This is a genomic window from Streptomyces sp. NBC_01635, from assembly GCF_045209715.1.
In the GTDB taxonomy this organism is placed as follows: Bacteria; Actinomycetota; Actinomycetes; order Streptomycetales; family Streptomycetaceae; genus Streptomyces; species Streptomyces hirsutus.
In genome coordinates, this window is the sequence record NZ_CP109277.1 from 7207530 (window position 1) to 7220777 (window position 13248).

Annotated in this window: 17 protein-coding genes; 5 read left to right on the top strand and 12 right to left on the bottom strand. The window is 69.5% G+C overall.

The window, feature by feature from the left end; translation table 11 throughout:
- Positions 1–43: 43 nt before the first annotated feature.
- The 9 genes from OHB56_RS33485 to OHB56_RS33525 all read right to left on the bottom strand — a co-directional run bounded on the left by OHB56_RS33485 (position 44) and on the right by OHB56_RS33525 (position 6343).
- Positions 44–523 carry a LuxR C-terminal-related transcriptional regulator gene (locus tag OHB56_RS33485; protein WP_406357400.1) on the bottom strand — a complete coding sequence of 160 codons (480 nt, stop codon included), beginning with the start codon at positions 521–523 and terminating at the stop codon, positions 44–46.
- 24 nt (positions 524–547) lie between these two features.
- A complete protein-coding gene (locus tag OHB56_RS33490; protein WP_406357402.1) occupies positions 548–1780 on the bottom strand; it encodes a cytochrome P450 in 1233 nt (410 codons plus the stop codon).
- A 13-nt stretch (positions 1781–1793) separates the two neighbouring features.
- A complete protein-coding gene (locus OHB56_RS33495) occupies positions 1794–2972 on the bottom strand; it encodes a cytochrome P450 (RefSeq protein ID WP_406357404.1) in 1179 nt (392 codons plus the stop codon).
- Positions 2969–3571: a GTP-binding protein gene (locus OHB56_RS33500; protein WP_406357406.1), complete on the bottom strand. Its 603-nt coding sequence runs from the start codon at positions 3569–3571 to the stop codon at positions 2969–2971. The genes OHB56_RS33495 and OHB56_RS33500 overlap by 4 nt, the downstream gene beginning before the upstream one ends.
- Positions 3549–3905 carry a DUF742 domain-containing protein gene (locus tag OHB56_RS33505; RefSeq protein ID WP_326751221.1) on the bottom strand — a complete coding sequence of 119 codons (357 nt, stop codon included), beginning with the start codon at positions 3903–3905 and terminating at the stop codon, positions 3549–3551. Before OHB56_RS33505 ends, OHB56_RS33500 begins: the two co-directional genes overlap by 23 nt.
- Positions 3902–4312 (bottom strand): roadblock/LC7 domain-containing protein, encoded by a 411-nt coding sequence (locus OHB56_RS33510; RefSeq protein ID WP_406357408.1) that lies wholly within the window; start codon positions 4310–4312, stop codon positions 3902–3904. The genes OHB56_RS33505 and OHB56_RS33510 overlap by 4 nt, the downstream gene beginning before the upstream one ends.
- Positions 4309–5760 (bottom strand): ATP-binding protein, encoded by a 1452-nt coding sequence (locus OHB56_RS33515; protein WP_406357410.1) that lies wholly within the window; start codon positions 5758–5760, stop codon positions 4309–4311. The genes OHB56_RS33510 and OHB56_RS33515 overlap by 4 nt, the downstream gene beginning before the upstream one ends.
- On the bottom strand, positions 5760–5933 hold the full coding sequence (locus tag OHB56_RS33520; protein ID WP_406359328.1) for a hypothetical protein: 174 nt from the start codon (positions 5931–5933) through the stop codon (positions 5760–5762). Before OHB56_RS33520 ends, OHB56_RS33515 begins: the two co-directional genes overlap by 1 nt.
- Before the next feature lie 221 nt (positions 5934–6154).
- Entirely contained in the window at positions 6155–6343 is a 189-nt protein-coding gene (locus OHB56_RS33525; RefSeq protein WP_406357412.1) for a hypothetical protein, read from the bottom strand.
- A gap of 494 nt (positions 6344–6837) precedes the next feature.
- Between OHB56_RS33525 and OHB56_RS33530 the strand changes: the two genes are divergently transcribed.
- Positions 6838–8226 (top strand): Tat pathway signal protein, encoded by a 1389-nt coding sequence (locus OHB56_RS33530; protein ID WP_406357413.1) that lies wholly within the window; start codon positions 6838–6840, stop codon positions 8224–8226.
- A 75-nt stretch (positions 8227–8301) separates the two neighbouring features.
- Complete coding sequence (locus OHB56_RS33535; RefSeq protein ID WP_406357415.1) at positions 8302–8805, top strand: SAM-dependent methyltransferase; 504 nt, start codon at positions 8302–8304, stop codon at positions 8803–8805.
- Between the two features lie 35 nt (positions 8806–8840).
- Here the strand turns inward: OHB56_RS33535 and OHB56_RS33540 are convergent, their stop codons facing one another.
- Complete coding sequence (locus OHB56_RS33540; RefSeq protein WP_406357417.1) at positions 8841–9257, bottom strand: ATP-binding protein; 417 nt, start codon at positions 9255–9257, stop codon at positions 8841–8843.
- Between the two features lie 239 nt (positions 9258–9496).
- On the opposite strand from OHB56_RS33540, the gene OHB56_RS33545 reads away from it, so the two are divergent.
- From OHB56_RS33545 to OHB56_RS33555, 3 genes are all read left to right on the top strand, one after another.
- Positions 9497–10900, top strand: coding sequence for a helix-turn-helix domain-containing protein (locus tag OHB56_RS33545; protein ID WP_406357419.1), 1404 nt, complete (start codon positions 9497–9499; stop codon positions 10898–10900).
- Positions 10897–11784: a phosphotransferase family protein gene (locus OHB56_RS33550; protein WP_406357421.1), complete on the top strand. Its 888-nt coding sequence runs from the start codon at positions 10897–10899 to the stop codon at positions 11782–11784. The genes OHB56_RS33545 and OHB56_RS33550 overlap by 4 nt, the downstream gene beginning before the upstream one ends.
- Before the next feature lie 246 nt (positions 11785–12030).
- Complete coding sequence (locus OHB56_RS33555; RefSeq protein WP_406357423.1) at positions 12031–12441, top strand: hypothetical protein; 411 nt, start codon at positions 12031–12033, stop codon at positions 12439–12441.
- 73 nt (positions 12442–12514) lie between these two features.
- Here the strand turns inward: OHB56_RS33555 and OHB56_RS33560 are convergent, their stop codons facing one another.
- Complete coding sequence (locus OHB56_RS33560) at positions 12515–12682, bottom strand: hypothetical protein (RefSeq protein ID WP_406357425.1); 168 nt, start codon at positions 12680–12682, stop codon at positions 12515–12517.
- 87 nt (positions 12683–12769) lie between these two features.
- Positions 12770–13093: a hypothetical protein gene (locus OHB56_RS33565; RefSeq protein WP_406357427.1), complete on the bottom strand. Its 324-nt coding sequence runs from the start codon at positions 13091–13093 to the stop codon at positions 12770–12772.
- Between the last annotated feature and the right edge of the window lie 155 nt (positions 13094–13248).

Consider the following 13248-nt stretch of genomic DNA (forward strand, 5'->3'; position numbering starts at 1 on the left):
TGAGCGGGTCGCTCCTCGCTGGCTGTGGAGGTCGTGGGCCGGGTCACTTGCTCGCTCCGCTTCGTGTCGCGTGGGACTGCTCGGCCGGCAGCAGCTGCCAGCTGTGCGCCAGGACCACCAACTGGGTGGTGTCCTGTGCTCCCGTGTCGGCGAGGAGCTGGTCGAGCGCGGCGCGCAGGTCGGCCGGGGCGAGGTTGGCGGCGCGGGCGATGTCGAGGGGCTGGCTGTGTTCGGTGACGGCCTTGAGCAGGCTGATCCGCTCGGCGCTGATGTCCGGAGCGGGCCGCTGTGGTGTCGGGGCGGTGATCTCTCCGGCGCCGAGGATGCGGTGTGCGACGACGGCGAGGGAACAGCGTTCGGGGCAGCGCAACTTCCAGCGCACGGTGCGCAGCGTGGAGTGGACAGTGCCCAGCTTGAGCTGGGTTGCGGCTGCGATCTCGCGAGCGTTCAGGCCCTCCACCACGTGCTGGGCGAGCCGCCGTTCAGACGGGGTGAGGCGCTGTGTTGGGGCGAGGGCGGTCATGGCAGGCTTCCTCGTTGATGTCGGTCAGCTGGTCGTCGTCGGGCGCAGGCGCACGGGGACGGTGGTGTGTCCGTTGCTGATCAGGCTCGGCAGCCTCCGCAGCTCCTCGTGTCCGGTGGCGAGCTGGGCGTCGGGGAAGCGCTCGAAGAGCAGGCGCAGGGCCGTGGCGACTTCGAGGCGGGCCAGCGGGGCGCCGAGGCAGAAGTGGACGCCGTGCCCGAAGGCGAGGTGCTCCTTGCTGGGGCGGATGGCGTCGAAGCGGTCGGCGTCCTGGTGCCAGTCGGGGTGGCGGTTGGCGGCGGCGTAGGAGGCGAGGATCGCCTCCCCGGCCTTGATCGTCTGTCCGTCGGGGAGCGTGATGTCGATCCGGGCGTAGCGCAGGGGAAGGTGCTTGACCGCGGGCTCGTGCCGCAGCGTCTCCTCGACGATGTCCTGCCAAGTGCACCGTCCGTCTCGGACGTGGGCGAGCTGCTGCGGATCGGACAGCAGGGTGGTGATGGCCTGGTCGATGACGTTGACGGTGGTCTCGTACCCGGCGCTGATCATCAGAAGGAGCGTGTCGCGCAGCTCGGCGTGGCTGAGGGCGGAACCGTCGCCCTCGTCGTCGCGGGTGGCGATCAGCAGCGAGGTCATGTCCTCGCCGGGCTCACTGCGCTTGGTCTCGATCAAGGCGTCCAAGAGGCCGTAGAGGGCGGCGGTGTTCGCGGCCTGCTCCTCGGCGGTGAGGTGGGTGGCGAACACGTTGTCCACCACGGTGCGGAACTCGGTGCGCCGGTCGGCGGGCACGCCCATCAGCTTGCCGATGACGGCGATCGGGAGCGGGTAGGCGAGGTGCTCGCGCAGGTCGACCGTCTCACCGGCCGGGAGGTCGTCGAGGTCGTCGAGGATGCCGGTCACGAGGGCCTCGATGTCCGGCTGGAGGGCGGCGGTGCGGCGGGCCGAGAGGGCGGGGGCGACCATGCGGCGCAGACGGCTGTGGTTGGCGCCGTAGGCGGTGAACATGTTCTCCACCGCCACCCACAGGGCCAGCGGCCAGGTGGGCACGGTCTCGGCGAAGGCCGGCCAGTGGGCGCGGCCGTCCTTGGAGATGTCCTTGCTGGTCAACAGTCGCTTGAGGAGGGCAGGGTCGGAGACGGACCAGGCACGCACGCCGAGGATGTCCACCAGGGTCGCCGGGCCGCGCTCGCGCAGGGCCTGGTGTTCGGCGTCTGGATCGGTGGCGGTGGGGTCGAGGACGAGTATCTGCTGTTCGGGCACGGTGGGCTCGCTTTCAGCTAAGGGGGAAGGTGATGGGCAGGGTGGTCAGGGAGCGGTGGAAGGGGCCGGGGCGCCAGGTGAGGTCGTCGCGGTGGCCGTCGAGGTCCATCTCGGGCAGCGCGTCGAGGATGTGGAGGATGGCGGCTTCGGCGATGAGGTAGGCGTGCGAGCTGGCCGGGCAGCGGTGCGGGCCGGCGCCCCAGGCGAGGTGGGCCCGGTTGCCCAGCGGCCGGTGAGTCCCCAGGGCGGGGTCGTTGTTGCAGGCCGCGTAGCTGATGACCACCGGCTGGTCGGCCGGCAGCAGGAATCCGCCGATGTCGGCCGGGCGGGGCGGGTAGGTCATCGCGAAGTTCGCGAGCGGGGGGTCACGGTAGAGGACGCTGTCCAGGGCCTCGCGGACGGAGGCGTCGCCGGCGTGCAGGTCCCCGGAGAACTCGGGGTTGGTGAGCATCTCCAGGAGGGTGTTCGTGATGAGGTTGGTCAGGGGTTCGATGCCGGCCCCGTAGAGGGTGATGAGCTGCTGGCCCATCTCGGTGTCGTCGAGCCGGGTGACGTGGGTGAGGAGTCTGCTGGTCACGTCGTTGCCGGGGTGCCGGCGGCGCAGGGCGACGAGGTCCGCGACGGCCTGGAGGAGGATCCGGTTGCCAATGGAGGCGTTGACCCCGTCGAAGATCTTCGCCATCCCGTCGGCGATCCGGTGGCCGACCTCGTCGGGGCAGCCGAGCAGGTGGCTGAGCATCTGGAACGCCAGGGGCCAGGCGTACTGCGACAGCAGATCGGCCCTGCCTGCGGCCTTGAAGGCGTTGATGGTCTGCTCGGCGACCAGTTCGACGTGGTCGCGCAGCGCGTGCTGGTCGACGGCCCCGAGGGCGGCGGTGTTCGCGGCCCGGTAGCGGGCGTGCTCGGCGCCGGCCGAGCGCAGGGCGTTGGGGCGCCACTCCATCATCGGCCGGATGGGGCAGGTGTCGGGGACGGACGTCTGCCACCGGCGCGGGTCGGCGGGGAAGCGCTGCGGGTCGCCGAGAATGCGGCGGGCCTCCTCGTACCCGACGACCAGCGTGGCGGGCACGCCGGGGGCCAGGTCCACGGGAACCAGGGGGCCGCACTGCTCGCGCATGCGCCGGTAGGCGGCGTGCGGGTTCTGGGCGAAGTCCGGCTCGTACAGAGGGATGCGGTGGGTCGCGGTGCTCACGGTCGGGGCTCCAGACGGTGCGCGAGACGGGCGAGGTATTCGGTGAGCTGGATCAGGGCCTGCATGCAGGACGCCCGCTCGCGGGCGTCGCACACGGTCAGCGGGGTATGGCCCTCCAGCGCGAGGGCCTCGTGGATTTCTTCGAGCGGGTGGCAGGGGGCGCCGTCGAACTGGTTGACCGCGACCGCGTACGGGACGCCGTTCTCTTCCAGGAGGCCGAGGATTTCGTGGGAGGCGTCCAGGTCGCGCGGGTCGACGAGGACCAGGGCGCCGAGGGCGCCGACGATCAACTCCTGCCACAGGAAGCTGAACCGGGCCTGGCCCGGGGTGCCGAACAGGTAGAGCACGAGGTCGTCGCCGAGGTGCTTGCGCCCGAAGTCCACGCCGACGGTGGTGGTGGACTTGGCCGGGGTGCGGGCCAGGTCGTCGACCAGGGCGCTCGCCCGGGTGATGGTCTCCTCCATGTGCACCGGGGGCACCTCGGAGACGCTGCCGACGAAGGTGGTCTTGCCCACGCCGAAGGCTCCGGCGACCACGATCTTCGCGGTCTCCGTCACCGTCGGCGCGACGAACCGGTCAGGCGTGAGCGCGAAGGCCATGGAGAACCCTTTCGAGAAGTGAGGCCGGGGGCCGGTCGTCGTCCTGGCGCTGGGCGAGGGTCATCAGTCCGTGCTCGATGAGGTCGGCCACGAGAATGCGGGTGGTCGAGGGCGGGAGGGCCAATGCGGAGGCGACCTCGGCGACGGCCAGCCCGCCGCCCTGCGCGGGTGCGAACAGGGCGAGCACGCGGCGTGCGTCGGTGTTCAGGCCGGGACGGGTGCCGGTCGCGGCGAAGACCACGCTCTCCAGACGCACGTCCGTGCTGGGGCGGGTCCGTCCGCCCGTGCGGACGTAGGGCCTGACCAGATCCGGGTCCTGCCGCGGCCTGCTCATGCCAGCGGGGCCTGCGCGCCGCCGGCGACGCGCGTCTCGACTCCCAGCTGGTCACCCACGCTCGCGGCCAGGCGCAGAGCGGCCTCGCTGATCACCCCGATGTCCGCGTGGGGGCTGTCGGTCCGTACGGCGAGCATCGTGTTCTCGCCGGCCGGGATGAGCAGGGAGATGTGGTCGACCGACTCCATGACGAACTGGCGGACGCCCCCGCCGCTCGTCTCCCGGTCGTAGGCCCGCGATGCTCCCCACAGCGTGGAGGCGATGGCCGAGATCTTCTCGGCACGTTCGCGTGGCAGCCGGTCGGTGTGGGCCGGGCTCATGCCGTCCGCGGCGACCAGTACGGCGTACTGCACGCCGACGGTGTCTTCCAGGCTTTCGAGGAGCCAGCCGATCTTCTTGTCGGTCATGCGTAGTGTCCTTGGTCGTTGTCGGCGGTGGGGTGGGGGGCGTCCTGCTCGACACGGGCGCGCTGGGTGCCGCGCGCCCAAGCGGCGATCACACTCGCCCGTCCCGGCTCGGCGTTGGCCGGTCGAGGAGCAGGCGGGGCGGCGGGCGTGGTGCGGCGGCTGCGGACCGTCAGCCCGCTGGCCGTCGTTCGGGCAGCCGGGGGCTCGTGGACGGGCTCCCCGGCCGTCGGGGGGACGGGGGCAAGCGAGGGCTGCGAAGGTGCAGGAACCGGGGTGAGCGCAGGGAGCCGACCGTCCGGGACGGGGGCGAGAGCGGCTGGAGGAGCGTCCTGTGCCGGCTGCGGTGCCTGTGGCACCGTGGTGAGAAGGTTCTGGGGGAGGGTGAGCAACGCGCGAGTGCCCAGCAGGGAGTTGGGCGCCTGGACATCGACCCGGAATCCGTAGGCACTCGCGAGGGCGGCGGCGACCCGGAACCCGGTCTGCGGGCGGGCACCGAGCTGCGTGATGTCATCCGTGCGTTGCCCGGTGAGGATGTCCCGGGCGGCGTCGAGCTGCTCCGGCGTCATCTGCAGACCGCTGTCGTCCACGAAGACGGTGACCCCATGGTGGCCCTGTTCGAAGGACACGTGCACTCTCGAGTGCGGTGGCGAGAAGCGCAGCGCGTTGTCCAGCAGGAGCGCGAGGGTGTGCACCACGGGCCCGACCACGCGGGTCCTCACCGCGAGGTTGAGTTCCTGGGGCTGCACGCGCTGGTAGTCCTCGACGGAGCCCATCGCGGCCCGCACCACGTCGGTCAGCGTCGTGGTGGGCCAGTGCCGGGTCAGCTTGCCGCCGGCCAGGATGGTCCAGCCCTGGGCGACCAGCAGCATCTGCTGGACGGTGTGGTCGATACCGGTCAGCGTCTCGAACGCGGCGTCGTCCTCGTGCGCGCGGACCCCCTCGCTGACCTTGCGACTGGTCTTGGCGGCCATGCCCACCAGCGCCGACGACACACTGCGCACCGCGGCCTCGGTCGACCGCACCGCAGTGGCCCGTACCTGAGTGATCTCCTCCTGCGCGGTGGTATGCGCATGCCGCAACTCCTCCGCGCCGCGCGTCTTCGCCTGCTCGATCTCCTGGTGCGCCGCGTACCGGGTCTCGCGGACCACGGCCTGGACGACGCCGGCGGTGCCCTTGACCACATTGGTCAGATGCTCACCGACCGCGGTGCCGGCCAGTTCCGGTGCAGCGGCCGGCACGGAGATCCGGCCGCCCGTCTGATGGACCTGGGGCAGCGTCTCGTGGACCAGCTTGTGCAGGGCACGCGCGGTGGCCTGTTGTTCGCGGGCCAGGAGGTGAGCCTGCTGCCGCGTCTTCTGCCAGCGGCGGTGGGCAACCCAGGCCGCTGCCCCGGCGACGATCGCCGCGGCGGCGAACAGGATGACCATGGTCGTGGCGGTTGCGTTCATCAGACACCTGCCACCAGGAGCACGTCGGGCAGGCTCGCGGGAGCACCCGCGTCGAGCTGCTGCAGCAGGAGCGCGGACCCGATCCCCCCGATGTGGCTGTACGCCTGCAGGAAGTTGCCCAGTTGCCGCCCGGTCGTAGGGTCGTACTGCTCGATGCGCGGTAGGCGTTTCATCGTGTAGATCTCCGTTAGGCCCCGCGAACGGGGTGGGCTTCAGGGCCGTTTGGGGCGGCCGGTGAACTGTCGGTGAGGCGGGGCACCGTCGCGGCGGCGACTCGATCTGCGCCGGTGAGGTCTCCTCGCCGACTTGCGGGGACTGAGGGCGCGGTCACCGCGGAGAACCAGCCAGGCTGTGGGACCGAGGATCAGGACGATCAGAACCGCTCCGGTGACGGTCATGTCCGGGGCACGGAGGCAGCCAGCACGAGACAGGCGAGTGCGAGGGCGAAGACCGCGCCGCGCAGGACGTTGATTCCAGGCGTCCAACGACGCCGTCCCCGCTGCTGCTTCGCACGGTGGCTGCCGCAGGTCTCCACTGTCGCGGCGAGCTCCTGGGTCGCCTTGGCCAGTTGGACCAGGTACACCCTGCTGGGCGCATAGCCGTCGGGGCCCCCGCCGAGCCGAGCTGTTGGGCGCGACGCAGTGCCGGTTCCTCGTTCGGCACCATGACGCCGAGTTGATTGATGTGACCCCGCAGACGCCTCGCGAGGTCTTCCACGTCGGCAGCGGTCTCCGGCAGCGGCGATCCCTCGTCCAACACGAACGCCGCCGTCTCCGCCGTGGCTGTTGCTTGATCGCGCTGCCGGACCAGCTCGTCAGTGACGCGAGCCTTCCTGCTGGGCGTGGCGCGTTGACCGTCCGCCTGCCGTGGAGCCAGCGAAAGACGCATGACACAACTCCTGTTCGAATCAAGCCAAGTTGATCGGGATTCGCCGTGCGGCGGCGTCGGTCGTCGTACAAAGTGAGTGATCTGGTCGCTACGTTGAGTGAACCGTGAATCGCCGCCGAAGGGTATGCCTGCGCGACCCCCGGGGCCGTCAAAGGCGTCAAAGATCATTTCGGAACCGAGGGACAGCCCATGGCCCGTGCGCGAAACGAAGCCCTCGCCGCACTTCTGCGCGAAGCCGGCTGGTCCCAGCCACAAGCAGCCGCAGCGGTCGCCCGGGTAGCCGCGGAGAGCGGGGTGTGTGAGCTGGAGGCCATCTCCCGTTCGCACATCGCCATGTGGGTGCAGGGCACACAACCGAGCGGTCAGGCACCTCATATCCTGCGCGAGACGCTGTCCCGCAGACTCGGCCGCCGCCTCACCCTGGCCGACCTCGGGCTGGAAGGTGAAGCCACAGGCCAAACCGACAGCGGTTCCGACTGGAGCGTCGACCCTCTGACCGTGCTGGCCGAGCTGGGAAGCGACGACCTCGAGATGCACCGACGCAAACTGCTGGCGACTGCCGCGTACTCGGCCGCCGGCCTCGCCCTGCCCACCGCCTCGTGGTGGGCAGCCGCCCCCGCCGCAGCGGCGAAGCGGCCAGCGGTCTCCCCGCGGCCGGCGACCCAGGCTGACATCGACGATGTCCGCGACCTGACGACTTTCTACTCCGCGCGAGACCAGCAGCGCGGCGGAGCCGCCGGCCGCTCGGCCCTGGCCGGCCACCTTCGCGACGAAGCGGTGCCCCTGCTCGGCAGCAGGTTCCGCACGGAACAGCTCCGCCGCGACACGTACTCGGCCGTGGCGGCGATGACCTACCTCACCGGCTGGATGGCCTTCGATGCCTCCGAACACCGCACCGCCCAGCGCTACCTCACCCTTGCCGCCCGCATCGCGGCCGAAGCCGGCGACGGACCGCTCGGCGGCCACATCCTGCGCGCCCTCGCCCACCAAGCCGTGGACCTCGGGCACCCGCGCAGGGCACTCGCCCTGGCTGACGCCTCCATGTCCCGCGACCGCTACGGCCAGGCGAGCCCCCGGGAGAAAGCCCTGCTCGCGATCGTCCACGCACGAGCCCTCGCGGCCGACAGCGACCGCCCCGGAACCCTCGCGGCCATCAGCCGCGCAGAGCGGGACCTCGCCCGAGCCGAGAACAGGGAGGCGCCGGGCCGCGTGGGCTTCTTCCAGGAAGCCTCCCTCGCCCACGAGACCGCTTGCGCCCTGCGCGACCTGGGCCGGCCGCTCGACGCGGAGATCCACTTCAAGCGCAGCGTCGCAACCCGACGCCGGCAGCAGTACGCCCGCACCCACAGCGTGACCCTCGGCTACCTCGGCGCAGTCCAGGTCCAGCAGGGACGCCTCGACGAGGCATGCGCCACCTGGAGCGAAGCCCTCGATGCGATGTCCGGCATCCACTCCGGCCGCGCCCGCGACGTCATCGTCCGCATGCAGAGCGACCTCTCGCCCGTACGGCACCGCGGCGGCCGACCCGTTGTGGAGCTGGACCGCCGCGCACGCGAAATGCTCCGCACCATAGGCTGAACACCGATCCGGGCGGCGGCGCCCCCACCCTCGGGATACCGCCCAACGCGCCCTGCCGAGCGAGAGGAACGAACGGTGGTCTCCACGTACGAGGTCAGGCCGATCGCCACGGTCGTGGGGGGACACACCCGCGTCCTGGACGACTATCAGGGAGGAGTCCGGTCGATCATCCGTCTCCATGACGAGTACCCGCTCGAAACCCTGCAAGGGATCGAGGAGTTCTCGCACCTGGTGGTGACGTGGCGCTTTCACCTGGCGCGTCCGGAGGAGGTGCAGCTTCATGCCCGCAGTCCTCGAGGGAACGGGCGTTGGCCGGCCACAGGGACCTTTGTGCACCGCAATCACCGCCGGCCGAACCAGCTCGCGATCAGCTACCCACGGCTGCTCGACGTGGCCGGTCGGGATCTTCTGGTCACCGACCTCGATGCCGTCGATGGGACGTCCGTGATCGACCTGGCGCCGTACTTCGAACAGATGGGGCCCCGGGGCCCTGTCCGTCAGCCGGCTTGGCCGGGCGAGATGCTCGACCCGAGCTACTGGGCGGACGCAAGCGAACGACCTGCGGAGCGCAGCGTGTAGTGGGAATGACTGAGCTGTTCTGTACGCCCTGCGCACTACGACTCCGTGGGCTCGGCGGTCTGCGGGGCATGATGTTCGGGATCGGCGATGAAGAACCACACGTCTTTCCCCTCGCCGGACATCGCCACCGAGAACTCGTCGACCAACGCCCGCACGAGAGCGAGGCCCCGGCCTCCGAGGTCGAGAGGCGCCGCTGTCTTCCGCACAATCGGCCGAGGGTCTTGATCGCGGACGACCGCGGTGACACCGCCCGGGACGTGCTGTACGAGCAGGTTCGCTGAGCGCCACCCGTTCTCATCCGGGCCGGTGTGCACCAGCACGTTCGTCAGCAGCTCGTTCACGGTGAGAAGGACGCTCTCGGCGACTTCACCGCTGACCCCCCACCAGGCGAGATGGTGACGCACCACACCGCGCACGAGACCCAGGTGCCTCTTCTCGAGCCGGAAGGTCATGTCGAGTTGGCCCCGGCTGCTTCTGGACGCGGCTCGGGTCGATGGGCCCGTGCCGGGGCTTTGAAGAAGTGTGCTCATCGATGCTCCGTCCGTTGCACCGGAAGCCCTACATCGGGGGCGGTTGCGGTGTGTACTGGGACCGAATCGGTCAGCAACCATTGAGGCAGAGCACGGGCTCGTCGTGCAGGCCCTGATGCCGAGAGCCGAAGAGTTCGGCATCGCGAGGATGGGGAACGGACATGCCGCAGCCAGAGAAGCCGCTCAACCCGGGAGCCTCTCCGCAGGATTGGTTCGGCAGTGAGCTGCGTTTCCGACGTAAGGCGGATGGCCTCTCGGCCAAGGCTCTGGGACGGTTAGCGCAGGTCAGCGATGACATGATCTTGTCGATCGAGAAGGGGCAGTACCCCTCGTGCCAGCTGGAGGTGGCCCAGCGCCTGGACAAGGTGCTGGAGACCGGCGGAGTCTTCGAGCGGGCATGGCCGATGGCCTTCAGCCTCCGCGATGCCGATAAAAAGCGCCCTGATGCCGATAAACGCTCTCGCAAGGGGCCGGAGACATCGGTTCAGGTGCATCGAGGCCGCATCCTGGGCAGTGACGAAGTACCTCCTCGCCTTGGGAGCCCCGAGCCCGTGGACCGACGCGCGTTCCTCCAAGTCAGCGGCCTGGCCGCCATTGCCCCCATAGACCTCACGCACGGTTTTGCCCCGTCCGAGCTGACGCTTCCCGATTCGATCAGCTCCCACAACGTCGACCAGGTTCAGGAAGTAGCCACCGCGATCAGCGGTTGGGACAACAAGTTCGGTGGCGGAGGCATGGTCGGCGATGTCGCCGGCCGTGTGATGCAGTGGGCGGCCGGACTCCTGGGCGCCAAGTGTCCGGAAACTTTGCGGTCCGACCTCCTGGCTGCCGTCTCCCGGCTGGGCATCGTCGTTGGCGCCTCGGCTTTCGATTCCTACAACCACACCTACGCCACAGCGACGTTCCTCTTCGCCGCCGATCGCGCCGAGGAAGCAGGGGACTGGCACCTGCGCGCGAAGGCATACTCGTTCCTCGCACGACAGGCCGTGTGGCTCGGTCAGCCCGATGACGGGCTCACGCATGCCGAGAAGGGCCTGGTGCGTTCCGACCGGCTTACCGCCACCGAGCGGGCCATGCTGCACACGGCACGGGCCAGGGCGTTCGGCAAGATGGGCAACGTCCGCGACTGCATGGCCGCTGTCGGCGAGGCCGACGAAGCGTTCTCCCACGCTCGCCCGTCCGAGGAGCCGCCGTGGATGGCCTACTACGACGAGGCCCAGCACAACGGCGACACCGCTCACGGGCTGTTCGACCTCGTCATCCTCGCGGACCAGGACCCGGGACGAGCGGCCCGCCGTCTTGACGCCGCCGTGAAGGGCCACTCGGACGCCTACAAACGCTCCCGGGCCATCTCCCGCACGAAACTCGCCGCACTCATCATGGCCAAGGGCGATCCCCGCCAGGCGGCTGCCATCGGCCACGATGCTCTGGACGAGGTGGGCCGGCTCACCTCCCGCCGCGCCGCCGACGACCTGCGACAGCTCGGGGCGTTCGCCACCAAGCATCCCAAGGTGGCGGAGGCCGTCGCCCTGCGGGAGCGCATTGTCGCTACGGTCTCCGCATGACCATCTCGGCAGCAGCCCCCGCCCGAGAGGCCCTCGAACAGGCATGCGCTGCCGTGGGGCTCGACCCCCGCGGGGCCGAGCCCGTACGGCTGGCAGAGAACCAGATATGGAGACTGCCCGGACAGCACGTGATGGTCCGAATCGCGCGGCGTGGCCAGACCACAGCCGCGCTCCGGGAAGTACGGGTTGCGCGATGGCTGGCCGAGAACCACATGCCGGCTGTCCGCCTCGCCGACGTCAGGCAACCGGTCGAGGCCGGTGGTCGGCCCGTCACCTTCTGGGAGGAACTCCCGCCGCACGAACACGGCAGTCACACGGAGGTCGCGCAGCTGCTCAAGCGCCTCCATGCGCTGCCCGCTCCTGATTTCGAACTCGGGTACCTGGACCCGTTCGTCCGCATCAGCGAGCGCTTGGAGGCAGCAACTACGTTGACTGGCGCGGACCGTCAGTGGCTGAAGGGGCTTCACCAAGAACTTGTGACAGCGTGGGCCGAGCGCCTGCACGGGCATCCGGACTGTGCTGTGCACGGCGACGCCTGGCCCGGCAACCTGATCCGCACTGCCGGGGGCCCGCTGATGATCGACCTGGAGCGCTTCTCGCTGGGCCCACCGGAATGGGACCTGATCTCAACAGCCGTACGAGCGCGGACGACAGGCGCGATCACGCTGGCGGAGTACGACGAGTTCTGTGCCGCGTATGGGTACGACGTAACCGCCTGGGCCGGTTACCCGACCTTGGCTGGCGCTCGGGAACTTCGCATGGTGACATACGCCGCCCAGCACGCCGCCAGCAATCCCGAGTGGGCAGGTCAGGCCCAGTACCGCGTTGACTGCCTGCGTGGCCGCCGCGGGCCGCGTCCGTGGAACTGGAAGGGAATCATGTAGTCCGCATCGACTGAGACGGTCGACGATCTCGCGCGTCCGCCCCAGAGCACGGATGTCGGTGCTGTATGCGGCAGTTTTGCTAGATGCCTTACTTGGCAAGCTTGCTGGCTTGCTGACGCCACGCTGTGCTTCTCGCGAACCATAGGGGCCACAGATGGCAGACACGACGCCGGACAGCACGGATCAGCCAGATGGGGAAGGTAGCGGCGACCAGTCGCAGGCCGGTCGTGCCAAGCGGATGAAGGCATGGGGGCCGCTGTCGTCGCTGCCGGCCTGGCAGGGGATGTGGCTGCTGAGACGCAGGGCGTCTTCTCGGCAATCGTGACTCAGTGGAAGCCCGTTGTGTCCAAGTGGGCTCCCGCTCTCCACCCGCCGACCGTCGAGGCCGTCAGGATCGCACCGACGGTCCGACCTGACGTAGTGACGGCCCGCGTCAGCCCGGAGACGGAGAAGGTCTCCGAGAGCCCGCAAAGGCCCTCGGCAGACCAGGTCGTCCGGCAGCTCTACGACCGGCTGGGAGGGAAGCGTCCTGGGACGAAGCACATCGTCAGCGCCTTGAGCGATGCGGGTCTGCCGCACTCCGAGGGCACGGCGAGGGAGGCCCGGAAGAGGGTGGAGATGCGGGAGCCGAAGCTGAAGGGGTTGCCGCCTGTCTGAGGGCCGTCATGACGGGAGCCCGGGACCGTTGGAGGATCACCTCCTGGCCCCGGGCTCCGTTACATGCGAGGGGTCAGAAACAGGACCCATCTTTCTCGACAGTGTCGGGCCGGATGCAGGGGGAGCCAGCGGCGTACTCGCCGCCACGGTCGAAGACCTGGAGGGTCGCCGTCTCATTGATCTCCCACCAGGCCGCGAAGGCCTCGGCGATGTAGCGGGTCTGCTTCTCCAAGTCCATCATCTTGCCCTCCTCCCCCCAGTCGCCGTCGTCTATGGCCTCGTAGTTGATGGTCGGGAAGTCGGAGCTGGCCTCCAGGACCGGGTAGACCTACTTGCGCTTGTAGCCCCGCCACCCCTTGAGGTGCTTGACCGCCTTCTTCTGCTTGGCGGTCCCGTGCTTGGCGACGAACTCCTTGAACTGCTCGAAGGTGCCGGGGGTGTTGGCGATCTCCGCGAGGGTCATCGTGACCTTCTTCGGTTCGAGGGTGACCGTCTCCTCCGGCTCCTGCGTGACGGGCTTCTCCGGCGAGGGGCTGACGGGCTTCGGCGAGCCGGCCGTGGCGCTCGCGGTAGCGCTGGGCTTGGTCGTTGACGAGGCGTCCGAGTATGGAGCGTCGCCACACCCCGTCAGCGTCCCGATGAGTGCACTCACCACGACGACGCCGCACACCAAGGTTGACTTGCTCTTCCTCATACTGATGCCCACGTACACAACCTCCATCAAGCGCTGGAGGGGTTACCGACAGGCGTCATCGCAGGTAGGAGCCCCTCATCCCGTGACGCGCGATCGTACATGTGGACGAGTTG

Coding starts and splice junctions, on each gene's coding strand:
- OHB56_RS33560 (WP_406357425.1), bottom strand. CDS start 12,682: ATGATGGACTTGGAGAAGCAGACCCGCTACATCGCCGAGGCCTTCGCG.
- OHB56_RS33515 (WP_406357410.1), bottom strand. CDS start 5,760: ATGAACGCAACCGCCACGACCATGGTCATCCTGTTCGCCGCCGCGGCG.
- OHB56_RS33555 (WP_406357423.1), top strand. CDS start 12,031: ATGGGGGCCGCTGTCGTCGCTGCCGGCCTGGCAGGGGATGTGGCTGCT.
- OHB56_RS33500 (WP_406357406.1), bottom strand. CDS start 3,571: ATGGCCTTCGCGCTCACGCCTGACCGGTTCGTCGCGCCGACGGTGACG.
- OHB56_RS33505 (WP_326751221.1), bottom strand. CDS start 3,905: ATGAGCAGGCCGCGGCAGGACCCGGATCTGGTCAGGCCCTACGTCCGC.
- OHB56_RS33545 (WP_406357419.1), top strand. CDS start 9,497: ATGCCGCAGCCAGAGAAGCCGCTCAACCCGGGAGCCTCTCCGCAGGAT.
- OHB56_RS33485 (WP_406357400.1), bottom strand. CDS start 523: ATGACCGCCCTCGCCCCAACACAGCGCCTCACCCCGTCTGAACGGCGG.
- OHB56_RS33540 (WP_406357417.1), bottom strand. CDS start 9,257: ATGACCTTCCGGCTCGAGAAGAGGCACCTGGGTCTCGTGCGCGGTGTG.
- OHB56_RS33510 (WP_406357408.1), bottom strand. CDS start 4,312: ATGACCGACAAGAAGATCGGCTGGCTCCTCGAAAGCCTGGAAGACACC.
- OHB56_RS33520 (WP_406359328.1), bottom strand. CDS start 5,933: ATGAAACGCCTACCGCGCATCGAGCAGTACGACCCTACGACCGGGCGG.
- OHB56_RS33530 (WP_406357413.1), top strand. CDS start 6,838: ATGGCCCGTGCGCGAAACGAAGCCCTCGCCGCACTTCTGCGCGAAGCC.
- OHB56_RS33550 (WP_406357421.1), top strand. CDS start 10,897: ATGACCATCTCGGCAGCAGCCCCCGCCCGAGAGGCCCTCGAACAGGCA.